The organism is Shewanella sp. S23-S33 (assembly GCF_043359565.1).
Taxonomy (GTDB): Bacteria; Pseudomonadota; Gammaproteobacteria; order Enterobacterales; family Shewanellaceae; genus Shewanella; species Shewanella oncorhynchi.
Map to the genome: position 1 here is coordinate 14,436 of NZ_JBHFFD010000065.1, position 16,175 is coordinate 30,610.

Consider the following 16,175-nt stretch of genomic DNA (forward strand, 5'->3'; position numbering starts at 1 on the left):
GACAGCTAAATTACTTTTTCTTTGCCTTTGGGTTTGGCAAATCAGTAATAGAACCTTCGTACATTTCAGCCGCTAAGCCTACTGATTCGTGCAGTGTTGGGTGAGCGTGAATGGTTAATGCTAAATCTTCAGCATCACAACCCATTTCAATCGCTAGACCGATTTCGCCTAACAGCTCGCCGCCGTTAACACCCACAATAGCACCACCGATCACGCGGTGAGTGTCTTTGTCGAAAATCAGCTTAGTCATGCCTTCAGAACAATCTGACGCAATCGCACGACCACTTGCAGCCCATGGGAAAGTTGCGGTTTCGTAAGCAATACCTTGCTCTTTCGCTTCTTTCTCAGTCAAACCAACCCAAGCTACTTCAGGGTCAGTGTAAGCAATTGATGGAATGACTTTTGGATCGAAGTAGTGCTTCATGCCAGCGATAACTTCAGCCGCTACATGGCCTTCGTGCACGCCTTTGTGAGCCAACATGGGTTGACCAACGATGTCGCCGATAGCATAAATGTGCGGTACGTTAGTACGCAGTTGCTTATCAACCTTGATAAAGCCACGCTCATCAACGTTAACACCTGCTTTTTCAGCATCTAACGACTTGCCATTAGGTGCACGGCCAATAGCCACTAATACGGCATCGTAACGAACGGCTTCAGTTGGCACGCTCTTACCTTCCATAGAAACATAGATACCGTCTTCACGGGCTTCAACCGCTGTGACTTTAGTTTCAAGGATCAGGTTGAACTTCTTCTTGATTTGCTTAGTAAATACGCGAACCACATCTTTATCAGCCGCAGGGATCACTTGGTCGAACATCTCAACCACGTCGATTTGGCTACCTAAAGAAGCGTACACAGTACCCATTTCTAGACCGATAATACCGCCGCCCATCACTAACAACTTGCCTGGAACTTCTTTCAGTTCTAATGCGTCAGTCGAATCCCAAATACGTGGATCTTCATGCGGAATAAATGGCAGTTTGATTGGGCGAGAACCCGCAGCAATGATCGCTTGCTCGAAAGTCACTTTAGTCACAGTGCCATCTTCAGCCGTCACTTCTAGCGTGTTAGGGCCAGTGAATTTACCAAAACCGTTAACCACGTTAACTTTACGCATTTTGGACATGCCGCCCAAGCCGCCAGTTAATTGGCCAATGACTTTTTCTTTAAAGCCACGTAACTTATCTAAATCGATAGTTGGCTCGCCGAAGACCACGCCGTGAGCGGCAACCGCTTTGGCTTCTTCGATAACTTTAGCAACGTGCAGTAAGGCTTTAGATGGGATACAACCCACGTTAAGACACACGCCACCTAAAGTGCTAAAACGTTCAACTATGATGGTTTCCAGACCTAAGTCAGCAGCACGGAAAGCCGCAGAATAACCTGCAGGACCTGCACCTAATACCACTACCTGAGTTTTGATTTCGTTACTCATGTTTTCCTCTAATTCTCATTCAATCCGTTGGAGGAGCTATCCTGCCAACCGAAAATGCGCCAGCGCGTAAGGTGGGCGCATTTTAACCTGTGTTTGATACTGATCACAATAAACAAAAGGCTGCTCAAGATGAGCAGCCTTATATGCTTACAGAACCAAAGTACGAATATCGGACAGAATTCCTGACAGCGTTACACTAAAACGTGCAGCCATGGCACCATCGATCACGCGGTGATCGTATGACAGTGACAGCGGCAACATCAATTTAGGTTCGAACTCTTTACCATTCCACTTAGGCTTAATTTCAGATTTAGACACACCTAAAATCGCCACGTCTGGGTAGTTCACGATAGGCGTAAACGCCGTACCGCCAATACCACCTAAACTTGAAATGGTGAAACAGCTACCTTGCATATCAGCAGATTTCAGCTTGCCATCACGGGCACGGATAGAGATATCAGCCAGTTCACGAGATAACTCGATAATGCCTTTCTTATCCACGTCACGCACGACTGGCACAACCAAACCGTTTGGCGTATCAACCGCCACACCGATGTGGAAATATTTCTTCTGGATCAGTGATTCGCCATCAGAGCTTAAGCTCGAGTTGAACACAGGGAACTGTTGCAACGTTTTAGCCACAGCTTTCAGCATAAACACTAAAGGCGTGATCTTGTAATCGGCTTTTTTCTTCGCCGCTACATCGTTTTGCTGCTTGCGGAACTCTTCCATTTCAGTGATATCAGCTTCATCGAACTGAGTCACGTGAGGGATAGTTACCCAGTTGCGGTGTAAGTTAGGGCCAGAAATCTTCTGGATACGGCTTAATGGAATCTCTTCCACTTCACCAAACTTACTGAAATCAACTTTAGGAGCTGCAATCACTTGCAGACCACCGCCATTACCTGAACCAACAGAAGTTGCCGCAGTCGCTTTCGGACGCGACAGTTCGTATTTCACATACGCCTGCACGTCTTCTTTCATGATGCGACCTTTACGTCCAGAACCTGTCACTTGGGTCAAGTCGACACCAAACTCACGGGCTAAACGACGTACAGCAGGAGACGCATGTACCGCACCAGTAGACACAGGTGTACCTGCGCTTGGGTGATGGGGTACTGGTGGACGGCTTGCAGGTGCAGCAACGGGCGCCGCGCTCACTGGAGCAGGAGCCGCCGCTTGTGCAGCAGGTGCTGGAGCACTTGCTGTTGCAACAGAAGTAGTCTCAATCGTCGCAATGACGCTACCTTGAGAAACCTTGTCACCCACTTTAACAGTCAAAGACAGCAGTTTACCGGCAAATGGCGCTGGCACTTCCATGGTGGCTTTGTCAGTTTCAAGCGTAATCAAACCTTGGTCGGCAGTGATTTCATCACCGACAGACACGAGCACTTCGATCACATCGACATTGCTGGCATCGCCAATATCCGGCACTTGAATTTCTTTTACCGCAACCACACTTGCCGCTGGTGCAGTAGCCACTGGCGCTACCGTAGCGGCAGGAGCCGCCTGAGCCACAGTTGCAGCTGGCGCGCTAACGCTTGGAGCCACAGCAGGTGCAGCACCGCCCACTTCAAGCATGATGACTAAAGAGCCTTGCGACACTTTATCGCCAACTGCAACTTTAACGTCTTTAACCACACCCGCGAAAGGTGATGGCACGTCCATCGTCGCTTTGTCTGTTTCTAGGGTAATTAAACCGCTATCAACTTCAATCTTGTCACCGACAGCAACCAGGACTTCGATAACCGATACATCAGTGTCGCCACCGATATCTGGCACAGTGACTTCAACCACTTTGGTTGCGCCCGTCGCAGGAGCAGCAGCCACAGTGGCAGGAGCAGCAGCCACAGTGGCAGGAGCCGCATGAACCGTTGCAGATGCTAGTGCCGCCTGAGCGGGTGCTGCAACTGGAGCCGGAGCGGCAGCTGCCGCGCCCGCCGCTTGCATCATAGCAATCAAAGTACCTTCAGATACTTTATCGCCCACAGCCACTTTCAATTCGGCTAAAACACCGGCGAAAGGCGCTGGAATATCCATAGTCGCCTTGTCGCTTTCGACGGTAAGAATCGATTCTTCTGCCGCTAAGGTATCACCCACAGCCACACAAATTTCGATCACTTGCACTTCATCGCCGCCGATATCAGGAACAAAAACTTCTTTTAATTCAGCCATTTTTATTGCCTCTTACGCGTACTGTGGATTGATCTTGTCAGCGTCGATACCATATTCTTTAATGGCTTTTGCTAACACATCGACAGGCAGCTCTTTGCGATCAACCAGTGATTTCAGTGCCGCAATAACGATGAACTTAGCATCCACTTCGAAGTGGTGACGCAGATTCTCGCGGCTGTCTGAACGACCGAAACCGTCAGTACCTAATACTTTGTAATCGGTAGGAATATAAGCACGTAACTGTTCGCCGTAAATCTTCATATAGTCAGTCGCGACGATTGCAGGTGCATCACTTGAAATCACTTGGCTGATATAGGCTTGTTTTGGCGTTTCGGTTGGGTGCAGCATGTTCCAACGTTCAGCGGCTTGACCATCACGGGTCAATTCGTTAAAGCTGGTCACACTGAATACGTCGGCAGTAATACCAAAGTCTTTCGCCAGTGCTTGCGCCGCTTTACGAGTTTGTTCAAGGATAGTGCCACAGCTCATTAACTGAACTTTGCCTTTACCTGAACCCGCAACCGTTTCTAACTTGTAGATACCTTTCACTATGCCCACTTCCGCGCCTTCTGGCATGGCTGGTTGCTCATAGTTTTCGTTCATTGTGGTCAAGTAGTAGAAGATATCTTCTTGATTCTCGCCGTACATACGACGGATACCATCTTGTACTACAACAGCGATTTCGTAGCCGTAGGTTGGATCGTAAGTAATACAGTTAGGGATAGTGTTCGCCAATACGTGGCTGTGACCATCTTGATGCTGTAAACCTTCGCCGTTAAGCGTTGTACGGCCTGAAGTACCGCCCACTAAGAAACCACGAGCACGCATGTCACCCGCAGCCCAAGCCATGTCACCAATACGTTGGAAACCGAACATTGAGTAGTAGATGTAGAACGGGATCATAGGTGTATCGTTGACTGAGTAGCTCGTCGCTGCTGATACCCATGAAGACATAGCGCCGAGTTCGTTAATCCCTTCTTGCAATACTTGGCCGGTTTTATCTTCACGGTAGTAAGCAACTTGGTCAGAATCCTGCGGAATATATTTTTGGCCTTCGTGAGCATAAATACCCACTTGACGGAACAAACCTTCCATACCGAAAGTACGCGCTTCGTCAGGAATAATTGGCACAATATTTTTGCCAATTTTCTTGTCTTTCAGCAGAGCTGTCAGAACACGAACGAATGCCATAGTCGATGAAATTTCACGGCCGTTAGAGCCCTGTAAAATCGAATCGAAAATCTTCAGTGACGGCACTTCCATCTCTTCGGTGAACTTTTGACGACGTTGTGGCACGCTACCATGCAGCGCTTCACGACGGCTCATCATGTACTTCACTTCTTCAGAATCTGGACCTGGGTGATAGAAAGGCAGATCTTCTAACTGGTCATCTGGGATCGGAATATTGAAACGATCGCGGAAGTAACGGATAGACTCAATACCCATTTTCTTCACGTTGTGAGCGATGTTTTTACCTTCACCCGCATCACCTAAACCGTAACCTTTTACAGTCTTGGCTAAAATCACCGTTGGGCGACCTTTGGTTTTTTGTGCGTGATCTAAGGCAGCGTACACTTTCACAGGATCATGACCGCCACGGTTTAAGCGCCAAATGTCATCATCTGACATGTTAGCAACCATTTCGGCCGTTTCAGGATACTTACCAAAGAAGTGTTCGCGAGTATAAGCGCCACCTTTGGCTTTACAGTTTTGGTATTCACCGTCAACGGTTTCTTCCATTAACTGCAGTAACTTACCGCTTGTATCACGGGCCAATAATGGATCCCAGTAACGACCCCAAATCACTTTAACGACTTCCCAGCCTGCACCGCGGAATTCGCCTTCAAGTTCTTGGATGATCTTACCGTTACCACGTACAGGGCCATCAAGACGCTGTAAGTTACAGTTAACGATGAAGACTAAGTTATCTAATTCTTCACGGGCCGCTAAACCAATCGCACCTAAGGCTTCTGGCTCATCACACTCACCGTCACCTAAGAAACAGTAAACAGTTTGTGCTGAACAATCTTTCAGACCACGGTCAGTCAGATATTTCAGGAAACGCGCCTGATAAATCGCTTGGATAGGACCTAAGCCCATAGAAACTGTTGGGAATTGCCAGTAATCCGGCATCAGTTTTGGATGTGGGTATGAAGACAGACCCTTGCCATCCACTTCTTGACGGAAGTTAGCCAGTTGGTCTTCGCTTAAGCGACCTTCTAAGAATGAACGCGCATAAATACCAGGGGCGATATGGCCTTGGAAATACACTAAATCGCCACCGTCTTTTTCATTGGGTGCGCGGAAGAAGTGGTTAAAACATACGTCATAAATAGTCGCGCTTGAGGCGAAGCTTGAAATATGGCCGCCTAATTCTAAATCTTTCTTAGAACCACGAAGCACCATAGCTAAAGCGTTCCAACGGATGATGGCGCGAATGCGACGTTCCATCTCTTGGTTGCCAGGCATGTGCGGCTCTTGACCCGCAGGGATAGTGTTCAGGTAAGCCGTTGTGGCGTTATAAGGCAAGTGAGTGCCATTACGACGCGCTTTATCGATCAGCTTTTCTAGTAAAAAATGCGCGCGCTCTGGGCCTTCCTGTTCCAACACGGCTTGCAGGGCATCAACCCATTCCTGAGTCTCTAACGGATCTACGTCTTGTAGCATATCTTCAGACATGACACTGTCCTTCTCTATATACATGATAATGAATGGTGTTTGCGGCATATTCCGATTTAGCTAGCAGCTAAATCACAGAACTTAAGCGCCACTCTTTAAACGGCGCAAGCTTCGCTGCAACCGGCTATCTTCTTCCCGCACAGATAACATCACCTCTTCGATGTAACTTAAGTGTTCATTCGAGGCTTCTCTGGCGGCGTCGGGATCACGACGAACGATGGCAGCGAGCAAGGCCCGTCTGTGATCGTTAGCCATAGTAGAAGCTTCTTCGCGGCGGCTTAAAAGCTCCAGGTTTTGCGCCACATTTTGATGCAGCACAGGGGTTAAACTAAGAACGAGGTGTAACATAGCCACGTTATGTGACGCTTCCGCCACAGCACGATAAAAACGCACAATCGCAGCAGCTTTTTGTTCGATATCGGTGGCGGCTTCCACCTCGAGGATCATACGCTTGATATTTTGCATATCGGCGTCGGTACCACGCAGGGCCGCAAAATAGGCCATCATGCCTTCGGTGGCATGGCGGAACTCCAGTAAGTCGTACTGACTCTCTGGATCTGAATTCATCAGTTCAACAATAGGATCGGCAAGGGTCTGCCAGAGTTGTTCTTTGACATAAGTACCACCGCCTTGGCGGCGCATTAACAGTCCTTTTGCCTCAAGCTTTTGAATAGCTTCACGCAAAGAAGGTCGAGACACTTCAAACTGGATCGCCAGTTCGCGTTCAGGCGGTAACTTCTGACCGGGCTGTAAACTCCCCTCTAAGATCATTTGCTCTAATTGCGCCATGATCACGTCAGAAATTTTTGGCTGATTAATTTTACTATAGGCCATCAGGCGCTCAGCTCCGTTGTAAATTGGTCTTACCAATTTTTTTGAGTGAGCGCACTTTATCAAATCAGCGTTTTGATGTCCAGATTGAAGATCACTCCTTAAAAGCGATCTCGATCAAAAGCACTCACGAAGAGAGAGCATAGCGGAAAAAAATGTTTATGGGGTCAGACCATTTGACAAAAGCACGGACTTCGCCCACTAGGCGCTGCCAAAAGCGCAGCGGATAGATTCTAGACTAGAAGGAGCACAACGACACCCTAGCAGCGAAGCGTTCTCGATTCTCGCTGCGAAGCGTCCTTCTTTTAACTCACCAATCCAAAAATGGTCAGTAATGAAAGTACTGCAACAATAAGTGTAAAGTTACGTTTACTGAGTACTAATAATGCTAAGGTTGATTGTACACATATAGGTGCACTTGCGACCTCAGGTAAAGGTTGTGCCGCTAATGCCGTTTCAGCCACCACAGTGTGAGCGCTCACATTTAAGGTCAATCCATTACGGCGCCACGCCGCTAAACCTTCACTAAATTGACCACTTAGGGCATAACCAAAGGCGAAAATCCGACTCGGTAACCAATCCAGTATCGTAATCACTTCGTTGACTAAGGGTAACTCTAGGGATTTACGGGCATTCTCTTCGGCATAAAAACGTACCGTGCAATACAGTACCGCACCGACTGGACCTAAAAAAATGAAAAACAGCGCCACGGCACCATAATAACGATAGTTAATCCAAGCAACACTTTGCCCCACTTTGGCACCTAGGTCTTTCTCGGATACAGCATCTAAACACTCGCTACAATCGAGTTCGGCGGCATAATGGTAACAAGCTTGGACGTCTGAGCGACAAGCCGCTTGCATATATTTTTTGAAAATATCACGCTGTTTCTGATGGTTAAAACAAACCACTGCCACAACAATCCATAGGGCTAAACTTAATAAGCCCCAAAACATTCCCGCCACTAACCAAGATAAAACATATACCAACAAGGCTGGTAACACTAACGCCAGCACCATCATCACGCTTGTCAGTGACGCTTTATCACCGAAAAATGTTGTCTGATAGGATTGCAGTAAACGATCAAATTGCCATGATGAAGGAAGAAATTTAAGTCGCTCCACTAAAATGGCGACCAAGAGTGAAAATAATGCCATGGGCTGTACCTCTATAATTTGTCCATAAATAGTCTAGGTTTATATGGAATACGTCTAAAATCCAAAAAGTTAAGTGATTAACTAAGAGCGCAACGCCTGAGTATATTCCTTTAACTTGCCTAAATATCCTTCCCAATCAAAACTTTGCCCTGGGTCCGTTTTCCGCATTGGCGCAATATCACAATGACCCACAATCCGTTCAATACTCAGCAATGGATATTCTACCAGTAAGGCTTGTGTTAACTCGATGAGTGACTGATATTGCTCAGGAGTGTAAGGCTCAGTATCTGTGCCTTCCAGTTCAATGCCAATGGAAAAATCATTACAATTCTCTCTCTCACCATAACGAGACACCCCAGCATGCCAAGCCCTGTCATTACAGCTTACATATTGGACACGCTCGCCATGGCGGCGGATCAAAAAGTGCGCCGACACTTGCAAGCCCTTGAGCGGTGCAAAGCTGGAATCGGCATTAATATCTAAACACCCTTGAAATAATTGATCAATGTAAGGTAATCCAAAGCAGCCTGCGGGCAGACTAATATTGTGGATCACTAACAAACTCACTTCATTCAAGGGACGTTGATTAAAATGTGGCGACTCACAACGCCTCGCACTATCACACCAACCCGAATCAAACCGCATTATGAGCTTATCCTCTATGCCACATATACTGGCTTACTCTAACAGTATTCCTCCAAGCAAAGAAGAAACCCTGCGCACGGAACTGACTGAGCTATCTTTTAACATTGAGATCATGGAGCAAACCATCCACTCTCAATTTAAATAAGGCTGCAGCTTACTCCTTTTGCTCAATCTTCCAACCTGTTCCGTGAGACCTAAGGCCGTGGTAATCTTAACCTAAAATGCAAGTAGGCCGTAATGCAAGGACTCCGCTTATGTTAGAAAACGATATCCGCCAATCAGTAAAATCTGCCCTCAGTGAAGACTTAGGTGGCACCGAAATCAACGATCAAACCAAAGCCATCGCTTATGGCGACATCACAGCAATGTTGATCCCCGCCGATAAGTACGCTGAAGCCACTTTAATCACCCGTGAAGAAGGCGTTTTTTGTGGTAAAGCATGGGCAGAGCAGGTTTTTAACCAACTCGGTGGTGAAGTCGCACTGCATTGGCATGTGGATGATGGCGATCTAGTATTACCCAACCAGCTATTATGTGAATTATCAGGTCCTGCGCGCGCTATTCTCACTGGCGAACGCACGGCAATGAACTTTATCCAAACACTTTCTGGTGTTGCCACCTTAACCAAACATTATGTCGATAAACTGGCGGGGACTCACACTCGTTTGTTAGATACTCGCAAGACAATTCCAGGCCTACGCACGGCACAAAAATATGCCGTCACCTGCGGCGGCGGAAAAAACCATCGTATTGGTTTATATGATGCTTTTTTGATTAAAGAAAACCACATTATGGCCTGTGGCGGTATTCGCCAAGCCGTAGATACCGCCCGCAGCTTGTACCCGAATAAACCCGTTGAAGTCGAAGTGGAATCACTCGAAGAGCTCGCCTTAGCACTCGACTCTGGCACAGATATCATAATGTTAGATAACTTCGACATCACTAAGATGGTCGAAGCGGTTGAAATGAACAATCAATATAAAGCTAAAGGCGCCGGCGCTAAGCTCGAAGTCTCTGGTAATGTCACCTTAGATACCCTAGCCGAATTCGCCAAAACAGGGGTGGATTATATCTCAGTTGGCGCACTCACTAAGCATGTTCGCGCCTTAGATTTATCACTCAGATTAAAAGCTTAAAACCGCTGGATGTTAGCTGGTAGTGGAATGTTCTCGCAAAGTACCGTAAGCACATTCCACTCATAAAATATTAAGGCGAAATACCTTTGTTTTGTAGGGCTCCTGCAAACCAAATGCAAAATCGTGCCTGCACTACCATACTCAGCATTCACCCTCACGATGCACCCAACCCGTCACCATTTCATGTCACCAATTTGACAACATAGAGACACACGCCAGCTAAACTGATATTGTCAAAAAGTTGTTATAACCTAACCTGTCGATAAGTTAGCCTTTTATACAAAAACAACACTTTATTAGTACTTTATACTTAATTTTTGTTTCCTTTTACCTAACTTTGTACTAACTTTTACCAAGGCGAGATGGCCGTTTGGTCAACCTCACCTAAGGTCAGCACTGGGATTCTTTTTAAAATTGCCTAGTTCACTTTTTTGAGAGGCATATTTTTGAAAACGTTAGCCTAAGGTGCGGTTGCCGAAACCATTTATTCAAACAAGCGCTAACCCAGCATTAACCTTGTGCTAATTTAGCAAAGCTAGCTTGGATAAATCAGCATGAGTCATTACACATGGGTCATTCAAGATCATCGGTGTACTGTTAATGTTACATAGATCATATAAATGATTTTATTGACATAAATGAGTTATAAAGTTTGATGAGATAAAACAATTTATAGAGTAAAACAGCGGTTAGGTTAAACACTCTATTCAACCACAGTAAGTCACTAAATAGTTAGCTGGAGAGAAAAATGAAGGCCATGAATTTAAACAAAGCATTAAATAAAAAAGCTCAGGGTTTTACTCTGATCGAACTAATGATCGTAGTAGCCATTATCGGTATTTTGGCAGCAGTTGCTTTGCCTGCTTATAAAGAATATGTAAATAAAGGTAAAATCAATGCCTGTCTAAGCGAAGCTAGTACACACACTAAAGCCCTCTCTGCTGCTATAATCGCAGAATTTACGGCTGCAAATTTGCCGACCTATAACGCTTCTGCATGTACTGCCCCAGCTTCTCTACCTACAACTTTGGCAGGACTAACTGGAACTTCAACATTCATAGCAAAAGATGCTACACCAACTAATATTGTTTGTACTTGGACAACTGCCACTTGCAAAGCAGGCTCCTAGGTAAAATTTTTAAGTAAGATAAAGCCGCGAACACGAGCGGCTTTATCTATATTCTCCAAAGTATAGAATAATAACTCAGTAGCTAATCAATCCATTCACCCAAATCCTAGGAAATAAGGCAGGGAGCAACTCTTCATTCTTGTAAGTGTTCAATAAAACAAACGCCATAACACTCACGACTAAAAACAATAACATCCTAACTACGACACTTGCTTTATAGTCACGACATGAACCATATTGCACTTGCATGGCGACCACAAAAACCAGCATCAACTGCGCCAATGGCATAACAACTACACCGCTAAACAAAGAATAACAAAGCCCAGATAGCAGAGCATAAATAATAGGAATGACCTCGACGTCGTTTGCTAAATATAAATATCGTAATCTCTTATAAATTCGACTCAATACCCAAGCTATGCAAACGATACTGCTGATAACACCGTACTCATAAAGTAATTGCATCACTGAATTATGTGGATGAGCATGTGGTAATGGTTTACCTTCAGCCCAGGTAAAGCTCATCGGCCCAAAACCCAAACACAAACGTTCTGGAATAGATTTAAGAACATACAGCCATAAATCTAACCTTCCAGAACTCCCTGTTCTAATCTGAAAACTTGAACTGTCCATCAGCCAGTACGGAATTATGATGATAAATACTAGCCACAGGCAGATACCAAATAACATGGTTTGCAACATGGTCGAAATAAATTGTTTGCGGGTATTTGCATCTACAAAAAAAAACAGCACGACTGACGCAAAAATGAGCGAGAGCATAGCTCCCCGGGCTTCAGTCTGTAACAACACAGCCCAATGTAGTGCAACAAAAACTATGGATACTCGTTTGAACTTAGCTAAACCTTGAACAAAAAAAGGCAAAAAAAGCAGAGGTGTCACCATTACTTGCAGTTGGTTAAAAAAGCGGACATTCACATAACCCGTAAGCAAGCCATGAATATCGAAGCTTTGTGCATCCGCATAAGAAAAGAATAAAAATAAAATATATTTAGCAAACGTCAATACAGAAAAGAATAAAACTCCCGCATAAACGGCAAAATACAAGATGCTGCGCTTCATCGAATTAATACTCAAAGCAAACAAGTAAAATGCTATTATTAGTATTCCGATATTAGTTATTTCAACCATTCCCCAAAAGGGATGTTTACTGAAAAAAGCAGATACAATAGCCAATACAAAAAAAATCGTTAAAGACACCTTAGTCAACCTTGAAAGCCTTATGAACTCAGCATCCTTAACAAAACATAACCCCAACGAAGCAAGCCAAATAAAACCAATAACAAGAAAACGCTTTAGATCATACTCACTGTCGATACCAACAAGATAAGAAAAATTAAAAGAAAATACAGTCCCGAGCAGGAAAATACATGCAAATGTAATTAATAGTCCCCAAGAATAAGCTCCCAATTGCATATACAGACTTCCTCAAATAATTAATGGCTATAACGTTATAATTTACTAATTATCATACAAATTTATGTTAAGTCACCTCCATAACGTTCACCTAAGACTATAAAAGTTTGCAACTTCTTCTTTTTATTAAAACTTTAAAAATCCAAAATTTTTAATGTTTTTCTGCTAAAAATAAAAATTGATTTCATACGGTACATCTCGGAAGTTCCTTGCTATACGTATGCTCCTAGACTTACGATGGCCACAACGATTGGGATCCACAGCAAGAAGTTGAAAATTAAGCAAATAATATTTTAAACCTCACTATATCAATGAACTTCCGCACCCATAAATTTGTTTGTTCCAAGGATAACTTTTTCATTAGACTAAATATGACAAAATGCTATAAAGACGTTATTATTTCAACACTTGTTTACAACTGGAGTCTCTATGCCATCTACAGGCCTGCATTTAGGGTTATCGACCCTCTTTATCCGTAAAGGTCTGCTAAATGAAGATCAGATGGCGAATGCCATCACAAAATCCCGTCAAAATAAGCAAGCATTAGTAAGCACTTTAGTTCAAAGTAAACTGGTTTCAGCCCGTGCCATTGCTGAGATGTGCTATGAGGAATATGGCACGCCACTACTCGATCTCAATGAGTTTGATCTTGCCTCGATTCCTGAGGACTTCCTCAACAAAAAACTGATTGAAAAGCACCGTTGCTTACCGCTGTTTAAACGGGGAAATCGCCTCTATATAGGCACATCCGACCCGACCAATATTGCCGCCCTCGAAGATTTCCAATTTAGTGCAGGCCTGCACGCCGAAGCGATTCTGGTTGAAGAAGATAAATTGGCTAAAGCGCTAGAAAAAATCCTCGAAGAAGACATCAGCGGCCTAGATTTAGGCGGCATGGATGAAGCGGCACTGGCGAGCATTGAAATTACCGACACTGACAGACGTAATGAAGAGTCTGCAGGCGAGGCCAGCGATGATGCACCTATTGTTATCTATATCAATAAAATTCTAACCGATGCCATTCGTAAAGGAGCCTCGGATTTACACTTTGAACCCTATGAAAAGCGCTACCGCATTCGTTTTCGCATCGACGGTATTTTACACGAAGTCTCTGAACCCCCTATAAGCCTTGCAGGTCGTTTATCAGCGCGCCTAAAAGTAATGTCGAAACTTGATATCGCCGAACGCCGCGTACCGCAAGACGGTCGGATCAAGATGAAGCTTTCCCGCACTAAGTCCATCGACTTTCGGGTCAGCACTCTACCGACCCTGTGGGGCGAAAAAATTGTAATGCGGATCTTGGATTCTTCCTCCGCACAATTGGGCATTGAAAAGCTCGGCTACGAGCCCGACCAAGAAAAACTTTACCTTGAGATGTTAGCAAAACCCCAAGGGATGATTTTAGTGACCGGCCCTACAGGCTCAGGTAAAACAGTCTCCCTCTATACAGGATTAAATATTCTCAATACCGAAGAGCGCAATATTTCTACCGCCGAAGATCCGGTAGAAATAAACCTTGAGGGTGTAAACCAAGTTCACATTAACTTAAAAGCCGGTCTCACTTTCGCCTCTGCTTTACGTTCATTCCTGCGCCAAGACCCCGATGTGGTGATGGTAGGTGAAATTCGCGATCTTGAAACCGCCGAAATTGCCATTAAAGCAGCACAAACGGGTCACTTAGTGTTATCGACCCTACACACAAACTCGGCCGCCGAAACCTTGACCCGTTTAATCAATATGGGCGTGCCCGGTTATAATATCGCCAGCTCAGTTAACCTGATTATTGCCCAGCGTTTGGCGCGTCGACTTTGCCCCGAATGTAAGCAAGCTGAAATCATCCCTGAGCATGAACTATTACGTTTAGGTTTTTCTCAAACACAAATTACACAAGGTTTTACCACCTTTAAACCTGTAGGCTGTGAACATTGCTCTGCTGGCTACAAAGGCCGGGTTGGTATTTACGAAGTGATGAAGATGTCCGATGAGATAGCGCGTACTATCATGGAAGGCGGTAACTCCTTACAAATCGCCTCCCAAGCTAAAGCGCAAGGGATGCGGGATTTGCGTCAGTCAGGATTATTGAAAGTAATTCATGGCGTAACTAGTATTGCAGAAGTCAATCGCGTCACCAGTTTTTAACTGCAGAGCGGGCTGCGCCCTTCTAGATTCTAGCGCCTAGAGCCTAGAAGGGGCAGTTATCGTGCGACGCCCTTGTTAGCTTTACAACCAACAGGAATTATTTATGGCTACGGCAACAACAGTAAGAAAGTCTCGCGGCAAAAAAAACGAGCAAAAAAGCCAGCCCAAAATCTATACCTTTGAATGGAAAGGCGTTAACCGCGACGGCAAAAAAACGGCAGGAGAGCTTAGAGGTGCTACCGCAGCCGAAATCCGTAGCCAGCTTAAATCACAAGGAGTAAACCCTAAGAGCGTTCGTAAGCAGTCCTCTCCGCTATTTAAGTTGGGTGAAGCCAATATCACCCCTATGGATATAGCAATGATGACCCGTCAAGTCGCGACTATGTTGGCGGCAGGCGTTCCTTTGGTAACGACATTTGAACTACTCGGCCGTGGCCATGAAAAAGCTAAAATGCGGGAATTACTGGGTACTATTTTAACCGAAATTCAATCGGGTATTCCCTTATCCGATGCTATGCGCCCCCATAGACGTTACTTCGACGAACTATATGTTGACTTAGTCGCCGCGGGTGAGCATTCAGGTTCACTCGATTTGGTTTTCGATCGAGTCGCAACCTACAGAGAAAAAACGGAAGCGCTCAAATCAAAAATTAAGAAGGCCATGTTTTATCCTGCTGCAGTTGTAATTGTCGCTATTTTAGTTACGGTTTTGTTACTTCTTTTTGTGGTGCCACAGTTTGAAGATATTTTTAAAGGCTTTGGTGCAGAACTGCCCGCTTTTACGCAACTGGTACTGCATATTTCCCGCGGCTTACAATCCTCTTGGTATATCTTTTTAGCCGCTATTGTCGGCGGCGTATTTTTGTTTGTACGCGCGCACCGAAACTCGCAAATGGTGCGAGATAGAGTCGATGAAGCCGTGCTTAAAATCCCAGCCATTGGACCGATTTTACACAAAGGTGCCATGGCTCGTTTCGCCCGCACCTTAGCTACCACCTTTGCCGCAGGTGTGCCGTTAATTGATGGCTTAGAGTCCGCCGCTGGCGCATCGGGTAATGCGGTCTATCGCAAAGCCATTTTAAAAATTCGCCAAGAGGTCATGGCGGGGATGCAGATGAATGTCGCGATGCAAACCACTGGTCTCTTCCCCGATATGTTAGTGCAGATGGTGATGATAGGCGAAGAATCCGGCTCGCTAGATAACATGCTCAATAAAGTCTCAACCATCTATGAAATGCAGGTCGACGATGCAGTTGATGGCTTATCAAGTCTGATAGAACCGATTATGATGGTGGTTATCGGTACTGTTGTGGGTGGTTTGATTGTTGCCATGTATTTACCTATCTTCCAGATGGGTAATATTGTTGGCGGCTAGTTATTACACCTCACTTCCACAAATAATATATAAGAAA

At 45.1% G+C, this 16,175-nt stretch carries 11 protein-coding genes; 4 read left to right on the plus strand and 7 right to left on the minus strand.

What is annotated here, in order from left to right:
- Positions 1 to 10 precede the first annotated feature (10 nt).
- From lpdA to ampD, 6 genes are all read right to left on the minus strand, one after another.
- Entirely contained in the window at positions 11 to 1,438 is a 1,428-nt protein-coding gene (gene lpdA, locus ACHA99_RS17725) for a dihydrolipoyl dehydrogenase (protein ID WP_393944157.1), read from the minus strand.
- A 147-nt stretch (positions 1,439 to 1,585) separates the two neighbouring features.
- Positions 1,586 to 3,613 (minus strand): pyruvate dehydrogenase complex dihydrolipoyllysine-residue acetyltransferase, encoded by a 2,028-nt coding sequence (aceF, locus tag ACHA99_RS17730; RefSeq protein ID WP_393944159.1) that lies wholly within the window; start codon positions 3,611 to 3,613, stop codon positions 1,586 to 1,588.
- A 12-nt stretch (positions 3,614 to 3,625) separates the two neighbouring features.
- On the minus strand, positions 3,626 to 6,292 hold the full coding sequence (gene aceE, locus ACHA99_RS17735) for a pyruvate dehydrogenase (acetyl-transferring), homodimeric type (protein ID WP_105250400.1): 2,667 nt from the start codon (positions 6,290 to 6,292) through the stop codon (positions 3,626 to 3,628).
- An 81-nt stretch (positions 6,293 to 6,373) separates the two neighbouring features.
- Positions 6,374 to 7,126 (minus strand): pyruvate dehydrogenase complex transcriptional repressor PdhR, encoded by a 753-nt coding sequence (pdhR, locus tag ACHA99_RS17740; protein ID WP_105250401.1) that lies wholly within the window; start codon positions 7,124 to 7,126, stop codon positions 6,374 to 6,376.
- Between the two features lie 302 nt (positions 7,127 to 7,428).
- Entirely contained in the window at positions 7,429 to 8,280 is an 852-nt protein-coding gene (ampE, locus tag ACHA99_RS17745; RefSeq protein WP_393944162.1) for a beta-lactamase regulator AmpE, read from the minus strand.
- Positions 8,281 to 8,361: 81 nt separating this feature from the next.
- Positions 8,362 to 8,925, minus strand: coding sequence for a 1,6-anhydro-N-acetylmuramyl-L-alanine amidase AmpD (ampD, locus tag ACHA99_RS17750; RefSeq protein ID WP_393944164.1), 564 nt, complete (start codon positions 8,923 to 8,925; stop codon positions 8,362 to 8,364).
- Between the two features lie 254 nt (positions 8,926 to 9,179).
- Here ampD and nadC point away from each other — a divergent pair, with 254 nt between their 5' ends.
- Entirely contained in the window at positions 9,180 to 10,061 is an 882-nt protein-coding gene (gene nadC, locus ACHA99_RS17755) for a carboxylating nicotinate-nucleotide diphosphorylase (protein WP_105250404.1), read from the plus strand.
- A 748-nt stretch (positions 10,062 to 10,809) separates the two neighbouring features.
- Entirely contained in the window at positions 10,810 to 11,190 is a 381-nt protein-coding gene (locus tag ACHA99_RS17760) for a prepilin-type N-terminal cleavage/methylation domain-containing protein (protein WP_393944166.1), read from the plus strand.
- A gap of 75 nt (positions 11,191 to 11,265) precedes the next feature.
- Here ACHA99_RS17760 and ACHA99_RS17765 read toward each other — a convergent pair whose 3' ends face one another.
- The gene (locus ACHA99_RS17765; RefSeq protein WP_393944168.1) at positions 11,266 to 12,624 is read right to left on the minus strand and encodes an O-antigen ligase family protein; all 1,359 of its coding nucleotides are present in this window, start codon (positions 12,622 to 12,624) and stop codon (positions 11,266 to 11,268) included.
- A 429-nt stretch (positions 12,625 to 13,053) separates the two neighbouring features.
- Between ACHA99_RS17765 and pilB the strand changes: the two genes are divergently transcribed.
- Positions 13,054 to 14,763, plus strand: coding sequence for a type IV-A pilus assembly ATPase PilB (gene pilB / locus ACHA99_RS17770; protein ID WP_393944170.1), 1,710 nt, complete (start codon positions 13,054 to 13,056; stop codon positions 14,761 to 14,763).
- A gap of 103 nt (positions 14,764 to 14,866) precedes the next feature.
- A complete protein-coding gene (locus tag ACHA99_RS17775) occupies positions 14,867 to 16,138 on the plus strand; it encodes a type II secretion system F family protein (protein WP_393944172.1) in 1,272 nt (423 codons plus the stop codon).
- The last annotated feature ends 37 nt before the right edge of the window (positions 16,139 to 16,175 follow it).

Bases quoted from the DNA above. Each gene is read 5' to 3' on its own strand.
- ACHA99_RS17775 (WP_393944172.1), top strand. From the start codon at position 14,867: ATGGCTACGGCAACAACAGTAAGAAAGTCTCGCGGCAAAAAAAACGAG.
- aceE (WP_105250400.1), bottom strand. From the start codon at position 6,292: ATGTCTGAAGATATGCTACAAGACGTAGATCCGTTAGAGACTCAGGAA.
- nadC (WP_105250404.1), top strand. From the start codon at position 9,180: ATGTTAGAAAACGATATCCGCCAATCAGTAAAATCTGCCCTCAGTGAA.
- lpdA (WP_393944157.1), bottom strand. From the start codon at position 1,438: ATGAGTAACGAAATCAAAACTCAGGTAGTGGTATTAGGTGCAGGTCCT.
- ampD (WP_393944164.1), bottom strand. From the start codon at position 8,925: ATGCGGTTTGATTCGGGTTGGTGTGATAGTGCGAGGCGTTGTGAGTCG.
- ACHA99_RS17765 (WP_393944168.1), bottom strand. From the start codon at position 12,624: ATGCAATTGGGAGCTTATTCTTGGGGACTATTAATTACATTTGCATGT.
- pdhR (WP_105250401.1), bottom strand. From the start codon at position 7,126: ATGGCCTATAGTAAAATTAATCAGCCAAAAATTTCTGACGTGATCATG.
- aceF (WP_393944159.1), bottom strand. From the start codon at position 3,613: ATGGCTGAATTAAAAGAAGTTTTTGTTCCTGATATCGGCGGCGATGAA.
- pilB (WP_393944170.1), top strand. From the start codon at position 13,054: ATGCCATCTACAGGCCTGCATTTAGGGTTATCGACCCTCTTTATCCGT.
- ACHA99_RS17760 (WP_393944166.1), top strand. From the start codon at position 10,810: ATGAAGGCCATGAATTTAAACAAAGCATTAAATAAAAAAGCTCAGGGT.
- ampE (WP_393944162.1), bottom strand. From the start codon at position 8,280: ATGGCATTATTTTCACTCTTGGTCGCCATTTTAGTGGAGCGACTTAAA.